Origin of the sequence: Pseudomonas sp. NFX15, assembly GCF_049132105.1 — a bacterium.
In the GTDB taxonomy this organism is placed as follows: domain Bacteria; phylum Pseudomonadota; class Gammaproteobacteria; order Pseudomonadales; family Pseudomonadaceae; genus Aquipseudomonas.
In genome coordinates this window covers 14,842-35,743 of the sequence record NZ_JAFMPV010000013.1, presented here as the reverse complement: position 1 = coordinate 35,743, position 20,902 = coordinate 14,842, and the positions used below count along the sequence as shown (strand labels likewise).

21 protein-coding genes are annotated in these 20,902 nt (G+C 60.2%); 10 read left to right on the top strand and 11 right to left on the bottom strand.

Features of this window, described 5'->3' with window-relative positions:
• The first annotated feature begins 64 nt into the window (after positions 1 to 64).
• Entirely contained in the window at positions 65 to 1,498 is a 1,434-nt protein-coding gene (locus J1D76_RS15550) for a M48 family metalloprotease (protein WP_421139138.1), read from the top strand.
• Between the two features lie 78 nt (positions 1,499 to 1,576).
• Here the strand turns inward: J1D76_RS15550 and J1D76_RS15545 are convergent, their stop codons facing one another.
• From J1D76_RS15545 to rpoE, 4 genes are all read right to left on the bottom strand, one after another.
• Positions 1,577 to 3,001, bottom strand: a complete 1,425-nt coding sequence (locus J1D76_RS15545) for a DegQ family serine endoprotease (protein ID WP_421139137.1) — start codon at positions 2,999 to 3,001, stop codon at positions 1,577 to 1,579.
• 178 nt (positions 3,002 to 3,179) lie between these two features.
• A complete protein-coding gene (locus J1D76_RS15540) occupies positions 3,180 to 4,139 on the bottom strand; it encodes a MucB/RseB C-terminal domain-containing protein (RefSeq protein ID WP_421139136.1) in 960 nt (319 codons plus the stop codon).
• A gap of 8 nt (positions 4,140 to 4,147) precedes the next feature.
• Positions 4,148 to 4,735: a sigma-E factor negative regulatory protein gene (locus tag J1D76_RS15535; RefSeq protein WP_421139135.1), complete on the bottom strand. Its 588-nt coding sequence runs from the start codon at positions 4,733 to 4,735 to the stop codon at positions 4,148 to 4,150.
• A 31-nt stretch (positions 4,736 to 4,766) separates the two neighbouring features.
• On the bottom strand, positions 4,767 to 5,348 hold the full coding sequence (gene rpoE, locus J1D76_RS15530) for an RNA polymerase sigma factor RpoE (protein ID WP_003172477.1): 582 nt from the start codon (positions 5,346 to 5,348) through the stop codon (positions 4,767 to 4,769).
• 552 nt (positions 5,349 to 5,900) lie between these two features.
• Between rpoE and nadB the strand changes: the two genes are divergently transcribed.
• Entirely contained in the window at positions 5,901 to 7,517 is a 1,617-nt protein-coding gene (nadB, locus tag J1D76_RS15525; RefSeq protein ID WP_421139134.1) for an L-aspartate oxidase, read from the top strand.
• Here nadB and J1D76_RS15520 read toward each other — a convergent pair.
• Complete coding sequence (locus J1D76_RS15520; protein ID WP_421139133.1) at positions 7,486 to 7,938, bottom strand: protein YgfX; 453 nt, start codon at positions 7,936 to 7,938, stop codon at positions 7,486 to 7,488. The genes nadB and J1D76_RS15520 overlap by 32 nt on opposite strands.
• Positions 7,922 to 8,176, bottom strand: coding sequence for a succinate dehydrogenase assembly factor 2 (locus J1D76_RS15515; RefSeq protein WP_421139132.1), 255 nt, complete (start codon positions 8,174 to 8,176; stop codon positions 7,922 to 7,924). Before J1D76_RS15515 ends, J1D76_RS15520 begins: the two co-directional genes overlap by 17 nt.
• A 149-nt stretch (positions 8,177 to 8,325) precedes the next feature.
• Here J1D76_RS15515 and J1D76_RS15510 point away from each other — a divergent pair, with 149 nt between their 5' ends.
• Together J1D76_RS15510 and J1D76_RS15505 are read left to right on the top strand one after the other, a co-directional pair.
• Positions 8,326 to 9,267, top strand: coding sequence for a YgfZ/GcvT domain-containing protein (locus J1D76_RS15510; RefSeq protein ID WP_421139131.1), 942 nt, complete (start codon positions 8,326 to 8,328; stop codon positions 9,265 to 9,267).
• A gap of 34 nt (positions 9,268 to 9,301) precedes the next feature.
• The gene (locus tag J1D76_RS15505; RefSeq protein WP_421139130.1) at positions 9,302 to 10,123 is read left to right on the top strand and encodes an HDOD domain-containing protein; all 822 of its coding nucleotides are present in this window, start codon (positions 9,302 to 9,304) and stop codon (positions 10,121 to 10,123) included.
• Positions 10,124 to 10,227: 104 nt separating this feature from the next.
• On the opposite strand, the gene J1D76_RS15500 is transcribed toward J1D76_RS15505, so the two are convergent.
• Positions 10,228 to 11,616: a sensor histidine kinase gene (locus J1D76_RS15500; protein WP_421139129.1), complete on the bottom strand. Its 1,389-nt coding sequence runs from the start codon at positions 11,614 to 11,616 to the stop codon at positions 10,228 to 10,230.
• Complete coding sequence (locus tag J1D76_RS15495) at positions 11,609 to 12,280, bottom strand: response regulator (protein ID WP_421139128.1); 672 nt, start codon at positions 12,278 to 12,280, stop codon at positions 11,609 to 11,611. Before J1D76_RS15495 ends, J1D76_RS15500 begins: the two co-directional genes overlap by 8 nt.
• Positions 12,281 to 12,518: 238 nt before the next feature.
• On the opposite strand from J1D76_RS15495, the gene J1D76_RS15490 reads away from it, so the two are divergent.
• Genes J1D76_RS15490 through J1D76_RS15470 form a run of 5 tightly spaced genes read left to right on the top strand, consistent with a single transcriptional unit; the run spans position 12,519 to position 17,898 of the window.
• Positions 12,519 to 13,808 (top strand): OprD family porin, encoded by a 1,290-nt coding sequence (locus tag J1D76_RS15490; protein ID WP_421139127.1) that lies wholly within the window; start codon positions 12,519 to 12,521, stop codon positions 13,806 to 13,808.
• Positions 13,809 to 13,847: 39 nt separating this feature from the next.
• Positions 13,848 to 14,825 (top strand): Bug family tripartite tricarboxylate transporter substrate binding protein, encoded by a 978-nt coding sequence (locus tag J1D76_RS15485; RefSeq protein WP_421139126.1) that lies wholly within the window; start codon positions 13,848 to 13,850, stop codon positions 14,823 to 14,825.
• A gap of 59 nt (positions 14,826 to 14,884) precedes the next feature.
• Positions 14,885 to 15,343 (top strand): tripartite tricarboxylate transporter TctB family protein, encoded by a 459-nt coding sequence (locus J1D76_RS15480; protein ID WP_421139125.1) that lies wholly within the window; start codon positions 14,885 to 14,887, stop codon positions 15,341 to 15,343.
• A gap of 1 nt (position 15,344) precedes the next feature.
• Complete coding sequence (locus tag J1D76_RS15475; RefSeq protein ID WP_047526747.1) at positions 15,345 to 16,859, top strand: tripartite tricarboxylate transporter permease; 1,515 nt, start codon at positions 15,345 to 15,347, stop codon at positions 16,857 to 16,859.
• Positions 16,852 to 17,898, top strand: a complete 1,047-nt coding sequence (locus J1D76_RS15470; protein ID WP_421139124.1) for an AbrB family transcriptional regulator — start codon at positions 16,852 to 16,854, stop codon at positions 17,896 to 17,898. The genes J1D76_RS15475 and J1D76_RS15470 overlap by 8 nt, the downstream gene beginning before the upstream one ends.
• A 56-nt stretch (positions 17,899 to 17,954) precedes the next feature.
• On the opposite strand, the gene ung is transcribed toward J1D76_RS15470, so the two are convergent.
• Positions 17,955 to 18,647, bottom strand: a complete 693-nt coding sequence (ung, locus tag J1D76_RS15465; RefSeq protein WP_421139123.1) for a uracil-DNA glycosylase — start codon at positions 18,645 to 18,647, stop codon at positions 17,955 to 17,957.
• 132 nt (positions 18,648 to 18,779) lie between these two features.
• On the opposite strand from ung, the gene J1D76_RS15460 reads away from it, so the two are divergent.
• On the top strand, positions 18,780 to 19,892 hold the full coding sequence (locus J1D76_RS15460; protein ID WP_421139122.1) for an enoyl-CoA hydratase/isomerase family protein: 1,113 nt from the start codon (positions 18,780 to 18,782) through the stop codon (positions 19,890 to 19,892).
• Between the two features lie 127 nt (positions 19,893 to 20,019).
• On the opposite strand, the gene J1D76_RS15455 is transcribed toward J1D76_RS15460, so the two are convergent.
• Together J1D76_RS15455 and J1D76_RS15450 are read right to left on the bottom strand one after the other, a co-directional pair.
• Positions 20,020 to 20,439, bottom strand: a complete 420-nt coding sequence (locus J1D76_RS15455) for a hypothetical protein (RefSeq protein WP_421139121.1) — start codon at positions 20,437 to 20,439, stop codon at positions 20,020 to 20,022.
• Between the two features lie 167 nt (positions 20,440 to 20,606).
• The gene (locus J1D76_RS15450) at positions 20,607 to 20,879 is read right to left on the bottom strand and encodes a hypothetical protein (protein ID WP_421139120.1); all 273 of its coding nucleotides are present in this window, start codon (positions 20,877 to 20,879) and stop codon (positions 20,607 to 20,609) included.
• Positions 20,880 to 20,902 lie beyond the last annotated feature (23 nt).

Here is a 20,902-nt window from a genome sequence, read left to right as displayed (position 1 = left end):
GAATATCTGGTCGCAACGTCGGTGTCCGGCTACAGTAAGGTCTTTGTCGACTAAGGCTCTGTGCATGACCTTTTTGCGCCCTACCCTGCTGACGCTCGCTTGCCTGCTCGCCTCACCGGGCTTCGCCGACGACTTGCCGTCACTCGGCGACGCCAGTTCTGCCATAGTTTCGCCGCAACAGGAATACCAGCTCGGTCGCGCTTGGCTGGCCATGTTGCGCAGCCAGGTTGCACAGCTCAACGATCCGCAACTCAAGGATTACGTCGAATCCAGCGTCTACAAACTGGTAGAGACCAGCCAGGTCACTGACCGGCGCCTGGAATTCATCTTGATCAACAGCCCACAGCTCAACGCCTTCGCCGCGCCGGGCGGGATTGTCGGGGTGAACGGCGGCCTGTTCCTCAATGCCCAGACCGAAGGCGAATATGCCTCGGTGCTGGCGCACGAATTGGCTCACTTGTCGCAACGCCACTTTGCCCGGGGCATCGAAGCGCAGCAACGCATGCAAGTGCCAATGATGGCAGCATTGCTCGCCGGCATCGTGGTCGCCGCCGCCGGTGGCGGTAACGCCGGGATTGCCGCCATTGCCGGCACCCAGGCCGCGGCGATCCAGGAACAACGCCGTTTTTCCCGGCAAAACGAGCAGGAAGCCGACCGTATCGGCATCCTCAATCTGGAAAAGGCCGGTTACGATCCGCGGTCAATGCCGACCATGTTCGAGCGCTTGATGCGTCAGTACCGTTTCGATGCCAAGCCTCCGGAATTCCTGCTGACTCACCCGGTGACCGAATCGCGTATCGCCGACACCCGCAACCGCGCCGAACAGTTCCCACAGGGCGGTATCGAAGACAGCATGCGTTATCAGCTGATTCGCGCGCGCGTCCAGCTGACCTATGAAGAAACCCCGGGGCTCGGCGCCAAGCGTTTTCGTGCCCAGCTCGAAGAAAATCCGAAAAACGATGTAGCCCGCTACGGCCTGGCCATCGCTCAGATCAAGGGCGGCCAGTTGAACGAAGCACGGGATAACCTCAAGCAATTGCTGGCCAAGGCACCCAACGAGATCATCTACAACCTCGCCCAGGTCGATCTGGACATCACCAACAATCGCCTGGCGGACGCGCAGTCCCGGGTTGACCGGTTGATGGGCCAGTTCCCTGGCAACTATCCGCTGAACCAGGTGCGCGTCGACTTGCTGCTCAAGCAGAACCGCACAGCGGACGCAGAGAAAGCCCTCGAAGGCCTGCTCAAGTCGCGCCCGGATGATCCGGACGTGTGGTATCAGGTGGCCGAGACTCGCGGCTTGTCCGGCAACATCATCGGCCTGCACCAGGCTCGCGCCGAATACTTCGCACTGGTCGGGGACTATAAACAGGCCATCCAGCAACTGGACTTTGCCAAACGCAAGGCTGGCAGCAATTTCCCGCTGTCGTCGCGCATCGACGCCCGCCAGCGCGAGTTGATGGAACAAGAGCGCATGATCAAGGACATGATGGGCTGACGCCCCTGGGAAACAAAAAACCCGGACACAAAAAAACCGCCTCTTTCGAGGCGGTTTTTTATTCAACCCACAACCGGATTATTCAGCCAGTTTGAAGGTGATGAAGCTAGCACGACCCTGACGCAGTACGCGCATCGACACCGAGCGGTTCTTCGGCAACGCCTTGGCGATGTCCGCGAACTCCTTGGTGGAACCGATGGCCTGATTGTTCAGGTGGGTGATGACATCACCTGGCTGCAAACCGATCAGGGCGGCTGGACCGTCCTGCACTTCCTTGATCACCACGCCACCCTTGAGGTCGTAGGTTTTCTTCTGGTCGTCAGTCAGTTCGACTACGGAAACACCCAGGCGATTGCTGCTGCGCTCAATGCTCGATTTCGGCTCGGCGTCCAGCTCTTTACCTTCTTCCGGGATCGAACCGACAGTCAGCTCGACATTCTTGCGCTTGCCGTCGCGAATGACTTCCAGGTTGGCTTTTGCACCGGCTTTCAACGCACCCACAAGATGCGGCAAGTCTGCCGACATCACGATTGGCTGACCATTCATGCTCAGGATCACGTCGCCGACTTGCAGGCCACCCTTGGCAGCGGGGCCATCATCCTGAATCTGGGCCACCAGCGCACCGGCCGGTTTTTCCAGACCGAACGACTCGGCCAGATCCTTGCTCACTTCCTGGATCACCACACCCAGCCAGCCACGGCTGACCTTGCCACCGGATTTCAGCTGAGTGGAAACATCCATGGCCACGTCGATAGGGATCGCGAACGACACGCCCATGAAGCCACCGGAACGGGTGTAGATCTGCGAGTTGATGCCCACCACTTCACCGTTCAGGTTGAACAGCGGACCGCCCGAGTTACCCGGGTTGATCGGCACGTCGGTCTGGATGAACGGCACATAGTTTTCGTTTGGCAGGCTGCGACCGACGGCACTGACAATGCCCTGGGTCACGGTGTGGTCAAAACCGAACGGCGAGCCGATCGCAACAACCCACTGCCCGGCCTTCAGGTCCTGGGATTTGCCGAGTTTGAGCACCGGCAGGTCCTTGCCTTCGATTTTCAGCAGCGCCACGTCGGAACGTGGATCGGTACCGATCAGCTTGGCTTTCATTTCGCTGCGATCTGCCAGGCGGACGAGGATTTCGTCAGCATCGGCAATCACGTGGTTGTTGGTCAGGATGTAGCCATCAGGCGAGATGATGAAACCCGAACCCAACGATGTGGCCTCGCGTTGGCGATCACGCGGGGAACGCGACTGTGGCGGCATGCCCCGCTCAAAGAACTCGCGCAGCATGGGCGGCAAGCCTTCGAGGTCCGGCATCTGCTGGCTGACTTTGCGATCCGGAAGCTTTTGCGTGGTACTGATGTTCACGACCGCTGGCGAGGCCTGCTCGACCAGTTGCGTAAAATCAGGCAGTTCGACCGCCTGGGCGGAAACGGCCTGACCGAGCACCAGCACGGTGGCAAAAATGGAAAGGTAGGACTTCAAGCGTGGTATCGACATACGGCTCCCGTTACGACGAGCATGGTTAAGCGATATGGAGCAAGGAACACCGGGAACAATACGCCGGTATTTTTGTTCCGGGAACAACAAACAAGGCCAGAGCCGAGAGGCTCTGACCTATAGAAAATTCAAGGGATTTTTGCAAGTTGAAATGCTCACGAAACATTTCGAACTCGGCTCACTGCTTTGTTGCAGCGGCGTCGGTGCGCATTGAAAGCGCGATCCGTTCAGCGGTGCCGACCGGTATTTCGCCAACGACCGTCACCATCATGTCACCCTGCGGCGTAGTCAAGCGCCGGGAAACCGCAACGGTTGGCCCCAACTGAGTGCGGGTGTCGGTGACGGTAGCGCCGTTCAGCGGCTCAAGGAACACCGAGAAACGCGCCAGACCATCGTCAAACATCAGGCTATTGACCTGGGTTTTGGTCTCTGGATCCTTGCGAGCCGTGCTGCTGATGAGTTCGAAGCCCGGCGGCAACCAGTCAGAGCGCCAGACCGGGGCCGATTTCACCGCCGAAGCCTTGTCACTCTCGAGATTGACCGGCTTGCAGTCGGCGCTGGCTTGCAGGTTGCTTTCGGCAGGTACGTCAGCAGTATCCAGTTGCGTGAACTGGAAACGTTCCAGCAACCGACCCTTGTCGTCGAGCAACAGCGACTTCAGCGGCAGGCCGGTTTCCTTGTCCAGATGCAATTCAAAACCGTAGCGGTGTTGATCACGAGGCGTCAGCGATACGATCACTGCCGAACGCCCGGCCACACGCGACTTGCCAATGACGGCAAGGTCATACCAATTCTTGAGCTTTTGCGGATCAAGTGCACGGGCGGAAGAGTTGGGAGAGTCCCCAAGCCCTGCGATCAACGTGCCGCTGACGCATTGCGTATGCCCATCAAAACGAACGACTTCCTGAGCGGTTCCGTCGAGCTGGGTCAATCGCTCGCGGACCTTTCCATCCTGGACGCGGTGCCAGATGTTATGGGTAGAAAAACTACCGTTACGCTCGTAGACGAAAGTACCCTGAAAGCTTTGCTGTTGCTCGGCCTGGCCCAGGCGGGTCAACCAGTCCTGGGCTTCGTCGGCATGGGCTGGAACAATGAACCAGCCGCTGAGCAGAAGCGAAAGTAGAGGTATGGCGCGCATGATCCTCCTTAACGGTTTTCCAGACTTGCGGCACGAGCGTAAGGCAGCGCGCTCTCAGTACCTTTCAGTGCTGCCTGTTGCGCATGCTGGCGCAGGTAACCTGGCAGACGCTGATCATGCCAGCCGGGCTGACCTTGCAATACGCCGTTGGCCATAGGGCCGGTGGCGTCCGAACTCTCATTGTAGCCTGCTAGAACGGCTGGGCCTTTTACTTGAGGAACGGCCAGTGCAGGTTGATTCGATTGCTGGGCCAATTCGACACCGGCGATCTCGTCCTGGTTGTATAGACGTACACCGGCCAGCACCGCCAGGGTCACGGAAGCTGCGACCGCCAGGCGACCCAGGCTGCGCCACGGACCACGCGAAGCTTTTGCCGGTACGGTCTCGTCGGCCAGGGCAGCAGAAACGGCCGCAGCAATATCCAGACGAGGAAGCAGCAGATCCTTGTGCATCACTGCCCGAGCGATCTGATAACGAGCCCAGGTTTCACGGGTTTCAACATCGTCACAGGCATTCAATACCCGACGCAATTCCAATTCGTCCGCTTCGTTATCCATCACTGCGGACAGCGATTCCTGCAGGGCTTCACGACTCATGGCGTTCCTCTCTTGGCTGTCGCCGCTGTCTTTAGTTTTCCTGCAACAACGGCTGCAGGGCTTTGTCGATGGCCTCCCGGGCGCGGAAAATCCGGGAGCGCACGGTGCCTACCGGGCATTGCATGACGCTCGCAATGTCCTCGTAACTCAGACCATCAAACTCACGTAAAGTTAACGCCGTACGCAAATCTTCCGGCAGTTGCTGAATGGTTCGATGGACGGTGCCTTCGATCTCATCCCGCAGCAAGGCCCGCTCTGGCGACTCGAGATCCTTGAGGCCATGATCGCCATCGTAGAACTCTGCATCCTCGGAACTGACATCGCTATCCGGCGGCCGACGGCCGCGTGAAACCAGATAGTTTTTCGCCGTGTTGATGGCGATGCGGTAAAGCCACGTATAAAACGCACTGTCTCCGCGAAAATTTCCAAGTGCACGGTACGCCTTGATAAAGGCTTCCTGTGCCACATCCTGGGCTTCATGGGTGTCGTGCACGAAACGCACGATCAACCCGAGAATTTTGTGCTGGTATTTCAGCACTAGCAGATCGAAAGCACGCTTGTCGCCGCGTTGAACGCGCTCGACCAGTTGCTGATCCTCTTCCTGGGTTAGCATGAACACTCCTCGATGAGCTCGGAGGAGGTTTGCAGAACTAAACGACCAGACTTGCAAACATAGACTCGGGCTTTTCGCAAAAGTTCTCCCCCTCCAGGCAAGTTTCCTGCGGGCTCTGATTTGGCACGCACGAAAAGCGCAGCACGAGTTGACCCGGCTGCGCGAATAATCTTGTCATCGGTTTCTTCGGCAAGGATCGAACCGCAATCCTGCACTGAAGCCGACACTGTCCCTTGATTCAGGCAACGGTCTATTGATCTTGGCCCTTTGGCAAAAGTTCCAAATATTTATAGCTACACCTGTCCGACATTGTGCAACCGTGAAGGGAAAAAGACTGTTAAATCGGCGATACAGTCATTCTCACACCCAACGGGCAGAAAAACATCCGACGAAGCGCCCGGTGTTTTGCGTCACAGTAGTTTCACAATGCCATGCTAGCTCGGGTATTGTGCCGCTCCCCCCCTCTATATACTAGTGGGCTGTGCGGCTGTCTTGACTCGCCAGTCCAGCTGCGCCACCCCCGATCCGGGTCGCTTTGAGCGGAATCCTGAAATGAGCCAACAGTTTCAACACGATGTTCTGGTAATTGGCAGCGGTGCTGCCGGCTTGAGCCTTGCGCTGACCTTGCCCGGTCATTTGCGCATTGCTGTTTTGAGCAAGGGCAACCTCGCCAATGGCTCGACGTTCTGGGCCCAGGGTGGCGTTGCAGCCGTTCTGGATGACACCGATACCGTCGAATCACATGTCGATGACACGCTCAATGCCGGCGGCGGCCTGTGCCATGAAGACGCCGTGCGTTTCACCGTCGAGCACAGCAAGGAAGCGATCCAGTGGCTGATCGACCAGGGCGTGCCCTTTACTCGCGATGAACAGGCGAGCAATGAGGACGGCGGCTTTGAATTCCACCTGACCCGCGAGGGCGGCCACAGTCATCGGCGCATCATCCATGCCGCCGATGCCACCGGTGCGGCCATTTTCACCACCCTGCTCGAACAGGCCAGGAACCGACCGAACATCGAACTGCTGGAACAGCGCGTCGCGGTTGACCTGATCACCGCGAAACGCCTCGGGCTCGAAGGTGATCGTTGCCTCGGCGCCTATGTGCTCAACCGCGGCACTGGCCAAGTCGACACCTATGGCGCACGTTTCGTGATCCTCGCTTCCGGCGGTGCAGCCAAGGTCTACCTCTACACCAGCAACCCCGACGGCGCCTGTGGCGACGGCATCGCCATGGCCTGGCGCTCGGGCTGCCGGGTGGCGAACCTGGAATTCAACCAGTTCCATCCCACCTGCCTGTATCACCCGCAAGCCAAGAGTTTCCTGATCACAGAAGCGCTGCGCGGCGAAGGTGCGCACCTGAAACTGCCTAACGGTGAGCGCTTCATGCAGCGCTTCGATCCACGGGCCGAGCTGGCGCCACGGGATATCGTGGCCCGCGCCATCGACCATGAAATGAAGCGCCTGGGCGTCGACTGCGTCTATCTGGACATCAGCCACAAGCCCGAAGCCTTCATCAAGACGCATTTCCCGACGGTGTACGAACGCTGCCTGGAATTTTCCATCGACATCACTAAACAGCCCATTCCCGTGGTTCCGGCGGCGCACTACACCTGCGGTGGCGTGATGGTCGACCAGCAAGGCCACACCGACGTGCCGGGCCTGTACGCCATCGGCGAAACCAGTTTCACCGGCCTGCATGGCGCCAACCGGATGGCCAGCAATTCGCTGCTGGAATGCTTCGTTTATGCCCGCTCCGCGGCCACAGACATCATCGAGCAGTTGCCCCGGGTTTCGATGCCGGACGCCCTGCCCGCCTGGGATGCGAGCCAGGTCACCGATTCCGACGAAGACGTGATCATTGCGCACAACTGGGATGAGCTGCGGCGGTTCATGTGGGACTACGTCGGCATCGTGCGCACCAACAAGCGCCTGCAACGGGCGCAACACCGCGTACGGCTTCTGCTGGATGAAATCGACGAGTTCTACAGCAACTACAAGGTCAGCCGGGACTTGATCGAGCTGCGCAACCTGGCACAGGTGGCCGAGCTGATGATTCTGTCAGCCATGGAGCGCAAGGAAAGTCGGGGCCTGCATTACACCCTCGACTACCCGAACCTGTTGCCGGTCGCGCTGGACACTATTCTGGTGCCGCCCACCTACGTCGGCTGAACTTGAGCCGCACTCGCAGGCGTCGGTGCACATCCGCCGCCTGCGCATCGCGAGGCACGCAAATCGACCTGACTCCGCGCTCGCCACGCAGACGAAAGCGCAAGACCACCACCAGCGGTAGCGCCAGGCTGTCCGGGCGCAGTTGCACGGGCTGCCAACCCTTCGATTGATTCCACAACTGCCAGCCATCGGCATCACGCCGCAAGCCACAAAAGGCCCGCGGGTGCGTCAGCAATATCTGTCGCGGCAACAACCAGGCACCGTGGAGCACGCAAAGCACGATGCCAAGCAACCTGGCCCAAAGCGGAACAGAGAGAAGAAACATCGAACCCAGCGCGAACAACTGGGCAACCAGATACGCCGCCAGCAACTGCCGAGAGGCATGCCAGCGGCATTCGAACGAATTACTTGGGCTGGACACGGTCCAGGATGATGCGAACCATGCGTTGCAGCTCGGGATCTTCCGATTCGCTGCGTTCCATGAACCAGCCGAACATGTCCTGATCCTCACACGTCAGCAATCGGACGTACAACGCGCGATCCACCTCGTTGAGCGTTGCGTAAACCTCTTTCGTGAACGGCACCAGCAACACGTCAAGTTCAAGCATGCCGCGGCGGCTGTGCCAGTAGAGGCGGTTCAGTTCAACATCTTCGACCATGGAGCGCTCCTCAAATAGGCCGCAAGTATACAGGCCCGCGCCCGGTCGAACAGTCGGCTTTGGTCGGGCACCGCTGAGCCTTTGTTAACTACCCATTTCGAAGGCAGCCCCTTATGATGTCCACCAGACTTTTTACCCTGCGATGACCCATGGCCGATTCTGCTTTTTTCTGCACCCTTTCCCACGAAGGTGTTCTCGCGGTCCGCGGCGCGGACGCCAGCAAGTTCCTGCAAGGCCAACTGACCTGCAACCTCAATTACCTGAGCGACAACCGGGCCAGCCTCGGTGCGCGCTGCACGCAAAAAGGTCGGATGCAGTCGAGTTTCCGCATTTTGCTCCAAGGGGACGGCGTGGTCCTGGCCATGGCTACCGAGCTGATCGAAGCGCAATTGGCGGACCTGAAAAAGTACGCTGTATTCTCCAAATCGAAACTCACCGACGAAAGCGTGGCTTGGGTTCGCTTCGGCATTGACCAGGGCGACGCGGCGCTGGCCAGCCTTGGCCTCGACCTGCCCGCCGCAACCGACAGTGTCGTGCGCAACGACGGGCTGATCGCTATCCGTGTCTCACCTGAACGCGCTGAACTGTGGGTCGCCGCCGATCAAGCCGATGCCATTAAAGGCAAGCTCTCGGCCCTGCTGGGCGAAGGTGATCTCAATCAATGGTTGCTGGGCCAGGTCCGCGCCGGGATCGGCCAGGTCATGCCGCAAACCCGCGAATTGTTCATCCCGCAGATGCTCAACCTGCAAGCGGTCGGCGGCGTGAGCTTCAAGAAAGGTTGCTACACCGGCCAGGAAATCGTCGCGCGGATGCAGTACCTGGGCAAACTCAAGCGCCGCCTGTATCGCCTGCAACTGGCCGCCGATGAGTTGCCAGAACCGGGTATCGCGTTGTTTGCCCCGACCCACAACAGTTCCATCGGTGAAGTGGTTCTGGCCGCTCGGACCGGGCACAACATTGAACTCCTGGCGGTGTTGCAAGCCGAAGCAGCAGACAGTGGCGACATCCACCTGGGCGCGCTCGAAGGACCGGCCCTGCAGCTGCTTGACCTGCCTTATGACCTGGATCGCGATCGCGAAATCCAGCAATAACGGCAGTATCTGGCGCAACACCTAGAGAGACTAAATGAGCGAGCTGGCGGAAAAGGTCCAACAGGATTTGGTTGAGGCCATCAATAACGATGACCTGGTTCTGCCAACATTACCGGAAGTAGCCCTGCAGATTCGCAAGGCCGCGGAAAACCCGGAAGTCAGCGTCAGTACCCTGAGCAAAGTGATCGGCCGCGATACCGCGCTGTCGGCGCGCCTGATCAAGGTGGTCAACAGCCCGCTGTTGCGTGCCACCCAGGAAGTGACCGACCTGCACACCGCAATCACCCGCCTGGGCATCAACTACAGCTGCAACCTGGCAATCGGCCTGGTCATGGAGCAGATTTTCCATGCCCGCTCCGATGTGGTGGAGCAGAAGATGCGCGATGTCTGGCGCAAAAGCCTGGAAATCGCCGGTGTCAGCTATGCCTTGTGCCGCAACTACACCCGACTCAAACCCGATCAGGCCGCGCTTGGCGGGTTGGTGCATCAGATTGGTGTGTTGCCGATACTGACCTATGCCGAGGATCACTATGAGTTGCTGTCCGATCCCGTCAGCCTCAATCATGTGATTGACCAGATTCATCCGCTGATCGGCGAGAAGTTACTCAAGGTCTGGGATTTTCCGGACATGCTGGTGCAGATTCCGCGCTTGTACCTGAACTTCAAGCGACAATCTGCGCAAATCGACTATGTGGATCTGGTGCAGGTGGCCAGTCTGTATTGCCACAAGGACACCGACCATCCGTTTGCTCGTTTTGAGCCGTTGAGCGTACCGGCCTTCAATGCCCTGGGCATCGACATCGATGACAAGGTGATGTGCGCGGACCTTGAAGAAACGCGCACGATGTTTTACTGATCATTGTGGCGAGGGGGCTTGCCCCCGTCGGACTGCGCAGCAGTCCCATTTGGGGGGCGCTTCGCACCCAACGGGGGCAAGCCCCCTCGCCACAAAGAGCAGTGTCATTCCCCTGCTGTAAAACTCACCCGTACCTTCAACCCCGCCTGCTCGCCATCGTGCAAGCTGACCTGCGCCAGGTGCGCGCGGCAGATCTCGCCGACGATCGCCAACCCCAACCCTGAGCCGGCCACCTGCTGATTGCGCCGGTAGAAGCGTTCGAATACCCGGCTACGTTCCTCGACGGGAATGCCCGGGCCATCATCTTCCACTTCCAGCACGGCCGGTGCCGAGACGCGCAAAATCACGTTACCCCCCGATGGCGTGTGAGCCAGTGCGTTATCCACCAGGTTGCTCAGCAGTTCGTTCAACAACGTCGGTTCGCCGCGCAGCCAGACCGGCTCATCCGCCTCCAGCGCCAAGGCGATACCGCGCTTGTGGGCCAGCGGCGCCATGGCCATGCCCAGCTCCCGAGCCAATTGGCTGAGATCGAGTAACTGCGCGCCACCCTCGGCAATCGCCCGGGCGCCATTTTCGACCCGAGCCAAAGAGAGCAATTGATTGGCCAAATGGGTCAGGCGATCGGTGCCTTGGGCAGCGGTTTCCAAGGTGCTGCGCCAGGTGTCGGGCTCGGCAGAGCGCATGCCCAGTTCCAGCCGCGCCTTGAGCGCCGCCAACGGCGTGCGCAATTCGTGGGCAGCGTCGGCAATGAATTGCGCCTGCTTCTCGAACTGCCCGCGCAAGCGCTCGGTAAAGTGGTTGAGTGCCCGCACCAACGGCCACAATTCACGCTGCACCTCTACTAACGGCAAGGGGCGCAGATCGTCTGGCTGGCGCTCTTCCACCGCCGTGCGCAAGCGCTCCAACGGGCGCAATGCGGCGCTCACAGCAAACCAGACCAGCATCAGCGCACCGATGGCCAGCATGCCCAGGCGCAGTAACGTGTCCGCCGCCAGGCTGCGGGCCATGCTGACGCGCGCTTCATCGGTTTCGGCCACGCGGATTTCCGCCATGCCGTTCATGTTTGGCTCGCTCACCGGTTTGAGCAGGCTGACCACGCGCACGTTCTGCCCACGATATTGAGCGTTGTAGAAACGTGCCAATGCCGGATAGTCATCGGTGCGCGGCGTTCCTGGCGGGGGTGCGGGCAGGTTTTCGTAGCCGGAGATCAGCTTCTGATTGATGTCATTGACCAGATAGAAAATTCGCCCGGCGCTGTCATAGGCAAAGGTATCGAGGGCCACGTAGGGCACGTCGAGGCTGAGGCTGCCGTCGCGCTCGGAAAGACCGGCGGCAATGGTTCGCGCCGAGGCCAGCAAGGTCCGGTCGTAGGCCGTGTCGGCGGCCTCTCGCCCGTTCCAGTAGGCACTCAACCCACTGGCCAGCATCAATACCACCAGCAACAGCGCCAGGTTCCACAGCAACCGCCATCGCAGGCTGCTGGGCTTATGCATCACGGCTTTCCAGCAAGTAGCCCAGGCCGCGGAAGGTCACGATGGCCACCGGGTGGCCGTCGAGCTTCTTGCGCAGGCGGTGCACGTAGATTTCGATGGCATCGGGGCTGGCCTCTTCATCGAGGCCGAAGACTTGCGAAGCCAGTTGCTCCTTGCTCATCACCCGGCCGGGACGGGCGATCAGTGCTTCGAGCACGGCCTGTTCGCGGGAGGTCAGGGTCAGCAATGCTTCACCGAGGGTGAAACGCCGGGTTTCCAGGTCATAGGCCAAAACGCCACAGCGCTGAATGCGTTCACCGCCCAGCACACTGCGACGCAGCAGGGCTTTGACCCGGGCTTCGAGTTCAGTCAGTTCGAAGGGTTTTGCCAGGTAATCGTCGGCGCCGAGGTTCAGCCCATGGACCCGGTCCTTGACGTCGCTACGGGCCGTCAACATCAGCACCGGCAGGTTCTTGCCCCGCGCCCGCAGACGCGCCAGCACCTCGAAACCATCCATGCGCGGCAGGCCGACATCGAGGATCGCCATCGCATATTCCTCGCTGCCCAACGCCAGGTCGGCCGCCACGCCGTCGTGCAGAACGTCCACGGTCAACCCCGTGCTCTTGAGGGCCTGGGCAACACTTTCGGCGAGCTGCAGATGGTCTTCGACGAGCAGGACACGCATGGATCTTTACCTCATTCAGGGATGGCCGACGCCACTCTTTGGCGCGGAGTTTACAGCGGCATCCGTCGCTGTGAAGCCCGAAAAGCAGTGAAAGCTTTCTGAAAGGTTAGCGAAAGGTTAGCCCGTTAGAGTCGGACCACGGACAGTTTCGACTGCCGTCGCTGCCGCCATACAGCGATCCGAAAAACGCCTCGAAGCGTTTTCGTCAAATAAGAACAATAAACGGAGTAAGTCATCCATGCAGTCTCTGCAGCCCCAGGCCATCGCGCCTGCCCGCCTCTCCCGTTTCAGCCACACTGCGCTTGCCAGCGCTGCTGCCCTTGCCGGTTTTTCGCCGTTGAGCCAGGCCGCATTCTTCGAAGACAGCTCGGCCACGTTCGAAACCCGCAACATGTACTTCAACCGCGATTTCCGCGATGGCACCAGCGCCCAACAGTCCAAGCGTGACGAATGGGCACAGGGCTTCATGCTCAACCTGAAATCGGGCTACACCAATGGCACCGTAGGCTTCGGCGTCGATGCACTGGGCATGATGGGGGTCAAGCTCGACTCAAGTCCGGACCGCACCGGTACCGGCCTGTTGCCGACCGATGATGGGCGCGCCGTCGACGAATACTCAAAGCTCGGCCTGACCGGCAAAGTGAAAATATCCGCCAGCGAACTGAAAGTCGGCACACTGATTCCAGAGCTGCCGACTCTCAAGCCCAACGACGGGCGCATCCTGCCGCAGACCTTTGAAGGCGGCATGTTGACCTCAAAAGAGATCAAGAACCTGACCTTCACCGGCGGGCGCCTGGACAAAGCCAAGGACCGCGACAGCACTGACTTCGAGGACGTTGCCCTCAACAACAAGAACAGCCGTTTTGCTGGCACCGTGGCAGGTGACCACTTTGACTTTGGCGGGCTGGACTACAAGTTCACCGACAAGATCACCGGCAGCTATCACTTCGCGCAACTCGGTGAAGTCTACAACCAGCACTTTCTCGGTTTGATCGCCTCACAGCCTTTCGGCCCAGGCACCTTTGGCACTGACCTGCGGTTTGCCATCAGCGACGATCAGGGCGAGGCCCGCGGCGGCAAGATCGACAACAAATCCCTCAATGGCCTGGTGAGCTACGCCCTGAGCGGACACAAGTTCAGTGCGGGCTACCAGCACATGTCCGGCGACAGCGCGTTCCCGTATGTGGATGGCGCTGACCCGTACCTGGTGAACTTCGTGCAGATCAACGACTTTGCCGGCGCCGAAGAGCGTTCCTGGCAAGCGCGTTATGACTTTGACTTTGTCACCCTCGGCATCCCTGGCCTGAGCTTCATGAGCCGCTATGTAAGCGGCGACAATATCAAGCTCAAGAGCGGTGACGAAGGCAAAGAGTGGGAACGCAACTCCGAGATCAAATATGTAGTACAAAGCGGCGCGCTCAAGGATGTCGCCGTGCGCCTGCGCAATGCCACCTACCGCTCCAACTACTCCGCTCGCGATGCCGATGAAGTCCGTCTGCTGGTGAGCTACAGCGTTGCCCTTTGGTAATTCAGTACGTCGATAACAACAACTCCCAAGGAGACTTGAATGAACCTGTCAATGCGTAAACTGGCCCTCGCCGCCAGCGTCCTGCTGTTCACCGGCCAAGCGCTCGCCGAACCGAAACGCCCGGAATGCATCGCCCCGGCCTCCCCCGGCGGTGGTTTCGACCTGACCTGCAAACTGGCGCAAAGCGCGCTGGTCAACGAAAAGCTACTGACCAAGCCGATGCGCGTGACCTACATGCCCGGCGGTGTCGGCGCCGTGGCTTATAACGCGGTGGTCGCCCAGCGTCCCGCCGATGCCGGCACCCTGGTGGCCTGGTCCAGCGGTTCGTTGTTGAACCTGGCTCAAGGCAAGTTCGGTCGCTTCGATGAAAGCAATGTGCGCTGGCTGGCGGCCGTGGGCACCAGCTACGGCGCCATCGCGGTGAAGAGCGATTCGCCGTACAAGACCCTGGATGATCTGGTCCAGGCGCTGAAGAAAGACCCGAGCAAAGTGGTGATCGGTTCCGGCGGCACCGTCGGTAGCCAGGATTGGATGCAAACGGCGCTGATCGCCAAGGCTGCCGGGATCAACCCGCGTGACCTGCGCTACGTCGCCCTCGAAGGCGGCGGTGAAATTGCCACCGCGCTGCTCGGTGGCCACATCCAGGTCGGCAGCACCGACATCTCCGACTCCATGCCGCACATCCAGAGCGGCGATATGCGCCTGCTGGCGGTGTTCTCCGACAAGCGTCTGGACGAGCCGGAAATGAAGGACATACCAACAGCACGCGAGCAAGGCTACGACATCGTCTGGCCGGTGGTGCGCGGCTTCTACCTCGGGCCAAAAGTCAGCGATGAAGACTACGCCTGGTGGAAAGCGGCCTTCGACAAACTGCTGGCCTCCGAAGACTTCGCCAAATTGCGTGACCAGCGTGAGCTCTTCCCGTTCGCCATGACCGGCCCGGATCTGGACACCTACGTGAAGAAGCAAGTCGCGGACTACAAAGTGCTGGCCAAAGAGTTCGGCCTGATCCAGTGATCGTCTCTGTCTAGCGGCGGTGGCCCCGTGTTTACGGGGGCGCCGCCCAGGAGTTGCACATGCTCTTACAACGCATTTTCGCCTCCGTGCTGCTGCTGGCCTGTATCGGCCTGGCGCTGATGGCGTGGCCGTACCAAGCGGCTTTTTCCTACGAGCCGGTAGGACCTCGGGCCTTTCCCCTGTTGATGCTCGGCCTGATGGGCTCGGCGCTGCTGTACATGGTGTTTCGTCCGGCGCCGATCAAGCACAGCGACGACGAACCGCCGCTGGATCGCGAAACCCTGACCAAGATCGGCCTCTGCGTAGTGTTGTTGCTGGTGTTCGCCGGCACCTTCGAACCCCTTGGCTTCATCGTCGCCAGCATCATTACCGGTGTACCGATGGCACGCCTGTATGGCGGCCGCTGGGTACCCAGCGTGGTGATCATCAGCCTGATGGCCGTCGGTCTTTACCTGCTGTTCGACCGCTTGATGGACGTGCCGCTGCCACTGGGCGTGCTCGACGTCCTGGAGAACTGATATGGATACTCTTGGCTATTTGGGACAGGGCTTCGGCGTCGCGCTGAGCCCGTATAACCTGGTGACCGCACTGTGCGGCACCCTGATCGGCACCGTGGTCGGCCTGCTGCCGGGCCTGGGGCCGATCAACGGCGTGGCGTTGTTGATCCCGATCGCGTTCGCCCTCGGCCTGCCACCGGAGTCGGCGCTGATCCTGTTGGCGGCGGTGTACCTGGGTTGCGAATACGGCGGGCGAATCAGCTCGATCCTGCTGAACATCCCGGGCGAAGCCTCCACCGTGATGACCACCCTCGACGGTTACCCGATGGCCCGCAAAGGCCTGGCCGGTGTAGCGCTGTCGCTGTCGGCGTGGAGTTCGTTCATCGGTGCGTTCATCGCCACCTGCGGCATGGTGCTGTTCGCCCCGCTGCTGGCGAAATGGGCGATTGCCTTTGGCCCGGCGGAATACTTTGTGTTGATGGTATTCGCGATAGTCTGCCTCGGTGGCATGGCCGGTGACCGTCCGCTGAAGACATTCATTGCGGCGCTGATCGGTCTGTTCCTGTCGACAGTCGGGATCGACGCCAACAGCGGCGTGTACCGCTTCACCGGAGACAACATCCACCTGACCGACGGCATTCAGTTCGTCGTGCTGGTACTGGGCCTGTTCTCCATCAGCGAAATCCTCCTGCTGCTGGAAAAAACCCACCACGGCCAGGAAGCGGTGAAGGCCACCGGGCGCATGATGTTCAACTTCAAGGAAGCGGCGTCGGTGTTCGTGGTGAACATACGTTGCGGCGTACTGGGTTTCATCATGGGCGTGTTGCCGGGTGCCGGTGCGACCCTGGCCAGCGCCGTAGCCTACATGACCGAGAAGCGCATCGCCGGTGCCAAGGGCACCTTCGGCCAGGGTGACATGCGCGGCCTCGCCGCGCCGGAAACCGCCATTGGTGGTGCCGCGTGCGGTGCGCTGGTGCCGATGCTGACCCTCGGCGTGCCAGGTTCGGGCACCACGGCGGTGATGATCGGCGCACTGTCGCTGTACAACATCACGCCGGGCCCGCTGCTGTTCCAACAGCAACCGGACATCGTCTGGGGCCTGATCGCTTCGTTGTTCATCGCCAACGTGATGTTGGTGATCCTCAACATCCCGATGATCCGCATCTTTACCCGCATCCTTGCCGTGCCGAACTGGGCACTGGTGCCGGTGATCGCCATCATCACCGGGATCGGCGTCTACGCGGTACACGCCACCACGTTTGACCTGTTCCTGATGATCGGTATCGGCATCTTCGGCTACATCCTGCGCAAGCTGGACTTCCCGCTGTCGCCGCTGCTGCTGGGCTTCATCCTCGGCGGCTTGATGGAACAGAACCTGCGTCGCGCCCTGTCGATCTCCAACGGTGCGCTGGAGATCCTCTGGTCGAGTCCGATCACGTTCGGTTGCTGGGTGCTGACGGCGATCATGCTGTTGATGCCGATCATTCGTATCTGGCGCAAACGTTCAGCCGCGCAGCGCGCTATCGCCGATGTCTGATCGGCAACCCTTCAGCGCCTGGTGGGGAACCCCGCTGGTCGGCCTGCTTGGCGGTTTTCTCGCCAGCCAGGTCGGCTGGCCCTTGCCGTGGATGGTGGGCTCGTTGCTGGCGATCATCCTCGTGCGCTGCCTGACACCCTGGCAATTGGCCGAAATCCCTGGCGGTCGCAAATGCGGCCAGTGGATTGTCGGCATCGGCATTGGCCTGCACTTCACCCCGGTGGTGATGGAGCAGGTGCTGAGTCATTTCGGTTTGATCTTCTTCGGTGCCTTGGTCACCAGCCTGTCGGCCGTGGTCGGCGTGTGGTTGATGCGCCGCACCGGTGAGGATCGCGCCACCGCTTTTTTCTCCAGCATGCCTGGCGGCTCCGGGGAGATGGTCAACCTCGGCGCCCGCAATGGCGCGGTGCTTAGCCGTGTGGCGGCGGGTCAGAGTTTGCGGGTGCTGGTCGTGGTGCTCTGTGTGCCGGCGGCGTTCAAGTATTTGTTAGGCGACGGCGCGCCGATTTCCCACGCTGGCAGCATCGATTGGCGCTGGCTGGCGATGCTGTTTCCAGCCGGGGCCTTGGCTGCCTGGATCTGGGAGCGACTGCATCAACCCAACCCCTGGCTGTTCGGGCCGTTGCTGGTCAGCGCGGCCGTGAGCATCGGTTGGGATTTGCACATCGGTTTGCCCAACGGCGGCAGCCAGATTGGCCAATGGCTGATCGGCAGCGGCTTGGGCTGTCACTTCAACCGGCAGTTTTTCCGGCGCGCGCCCTCGTTCATGGGGCGCACTTTGGTCGGCACGGTGTTGACCATGTTGATCGCCACGGCGGCGGCATTGGGCTTGAGTGCGCTGACCCATCTGGACCTGCGTTCGCTGACCCTGGGCATGATGCCGGGAGGGATTGCCGAGATGAGCCTGACGGCCGAGACCCTGCAATTGTCGGTGCCACTGGTGACGGCGATGCAGGTGATGCGGCTGTTGTTCGTATTGTTTCTGGCGGAGCCGTTGTTCAAGTATTGGAGCCGGAACCCGGAAGAACCAGAAATTTGACTCCCCCGGTGGCGAGAGAGCTTGCTCCCTCGCCACAAAAACTCAACAAGTTCCCATCAAACCGGCGGCAACCGCCATTCGATCGGCGTCTCGCCATTCTGCTCCAGAAACTTGTTGGTACGGCTGAAGTGCCCGCAACCAAGGAAGCCGCGATAGGCCGACAGCGGCGATGGGTGCACCGAGGTCAACACCAGGTGCTTGGTCGCATCGATCAGCTTCTGCTTGCTCTGCGCATGGGCGCCCCACAGCATGAACACCAGGTGCGGTTGCTGCTGGCTGACCACCTCGATGACGCGATCGGTGAAAAACTGCCAACCCTTGTCCTTGTGCGCGTTGGCACTGGCGCGTTCCACGGTCATGGTGGTGTTGAGCATCAGCACGCCCTGATCGGCCCAACTCTGCAGGTAGCCGTGGTTGGGAATGTCGATGTTCAGGTCGCGCTTCAACTCTTTATAGATATTGAGCAGTGACGGCGGTGTCGGAATGCCCGGTTGCACCGAAAAGCACAAACCATGGGCCTGGCCTGGGCCGTGATAGGGGTCCTGGCCGAGGATCACCACTTTGACCTTCTCAAGCGGCGTGGAATTGAGCGCGTTGAAAATCATCGGCCCCGGCGGATAGATCTCCTTGCCGGCCGCCCGCTCCTGTTGCAGGAAGTTTCGCAACTCTGCCATGTAGGGCTGGTCGAATTCGGCACGCAGTGCCTCTTTCCAGCTCGGTTCGAGTTTGATTCGGTCGTCAGCAGTCATGGTCTTACCCGGCAAAAACAGTGGGGCGAACCCTAGGAAAGCCTACCTCGCTTGTCAATTGGTCTGACGCCGATCCGGCACTTTCCCCCACAGCGATCATACTTATCCTTCAAATTCCCGATCGAGGTCACGATGAATTTGCACTTCGAAGAACTCACCGGCACCGACGGAGCGCGCATCGGCGTTGCCAGCCTGGATGCCGAAAAATCGCTGAATGCCTTGTCATTGCCGATGATCAACGCCCTGCGCGAGCGCATGGACGCCTGGGCCAAGGACCCGCAAATCGTCTGTGTGTTGCTGCGTGGCAATGGCTCCAAGGCTTTTTGTGCCGGTGGCGAAGTGCGCAGCCTGGTCGAAGCCTGTCGCGCGCACCCCGGGGAAGTGCCACCGTTGGCCGCCCATTTCTTCGCCGCGGAATATCGCCTGGACTTCAAGCTACACACCTATCCAAAGCCCCTGATCTGTTGGGGCCATGGCTATGTGCTCGGCGGCGGCATGGGCTTGCTGCAAGGCGCGAGTACCCGCATTGTCACGCCGAGCAGCCGTTTGGCCATGCCCGAGATCAGCATCGGCCTGTACCCGGACGTCGGCGGCAGTTGGTTCCTGTCGCGCCTGCCCGGCAAGCTCGGCTTGTTCCTGGGCCTGACCGGTGCGCACATGAACGGCCGTGATGCGATTGATCTGGATTTGGCCGACCGCTTCCTGCTCGACGACCAACAACCGGCGTTGATCGACGGATTGCTGCAGTTGAACTGGCAGGAACAGACACCGATGCAGCTCAATAGCCTGCTCAAGGCCTTGCAGCAAGAAGCCATCGCGCGGATGCCCGCCGCCCAGTGGCTGCCACGCCGCCAGCAGATCGACGAGTTGTTGGATGTCAGCGATGTACGTTGCGCCTGGAAAGCCATCAGCGATTTGCGCGATCACACTGATCCAGTGCTCAGTCGCGCCGCCAACACCATGAGCGAAGGTTCACCGCTGACCGCGCACCTGGTGTGGGAGCAGATCGCCCGTGCCCGCCACCTGTCGCTGGCCGAAATCTTCCAGATGGAATACACCCTGAGCCTCAACTGCTGCCGTCATCCGGAGTTCAGCGAAGGCGTGCGCGCCCGATTGATCGACAAGGATCACAAGCCGCACTGGCACTGGCCCGACGTCAACAGCGTGCCGGACGCGGTGGTCGAGGCGCATTTCCACAAGGCATGGGAAGGTCGGCATCCGCTGGCGGATTTGTCCGAGTATTGAGAAACACCCACAAACTTGTAGGCGCAAGCTTGCTCGCGAAGGCGGTATGGCAGACACAGCAAAGTGTGCTGAAAGGACGCCTTCGCGGGCAAGCCCGCTCCTACAGTTTTTTTATTTGATGGAAAGATTAGCGGTGCCCGCCGCGCCCATCGTGATCGCCGCGGCCGCCGCGATGATCGCGTCCGTCGTGGCCTCGGGCATTGTTGTTCCAGCCGCCGCGGTTGTGGTCGTCCCAGCCATGGTTCTGGTGCGCGCGGTAGTCACCCCGTGATTGCTGGTAGTAACGCGGGGCCGGTTGATAGATCCGCGGCTGCGAGTAATAGCGCGGTGTCGGCTGGTAATACCGCGCAGGTGGCACGTAATAGCGCGGTGGCGGAGTGTAGTAACCGCCACCATTGGAATAGTAGGAACTGCCTGCGGCGTAATACGCAGGCGCTGGGGAGGTGTAGACCTCGGAACCGTAGTCACCGCCTCCTTCTTCGTAATAAGGCACGCATCCACCAACGGACAAACCCAATACAGCCAGTAGAAGAATTCGCAGATGCATAGCGGCCTCCTGGACCGCGAGTGAGCCACACCAGCGACGCTGGCAGGCGACCGTCAGAAGTTCTGTGACTGTCGAAAGATCAGACATCGAATTCCAAATCTGGTGCGTTCCTGCAACAAGTTGAAACATCTCGCCGATGAAAGGTTTTTCATCCATTCACGCGCTGATTAGTGGTGTCCACCGTGGTATCCACCGCCGTGATAGCCACCGCCACCATGATAGCCATGGCCTCCATAGTAACCGTGCCCGCCGTAGTAATAGGCGCGATACCCACCGTAGTAACGCGGGCCGTAATAGCCACCGTAGTAACCGGAGTAATAAGGCGAGTAGTAACCGGGATAGTAATAAGGCGTGGCGTAGGCATCGTAGGGATAGTCGTAGTAATAGCATCCCGACAATCCAAGCCCGAGCACGGCGCCCAATAACAATCGACGTAACATGACGGCCTCCGTAAAGACCTGTG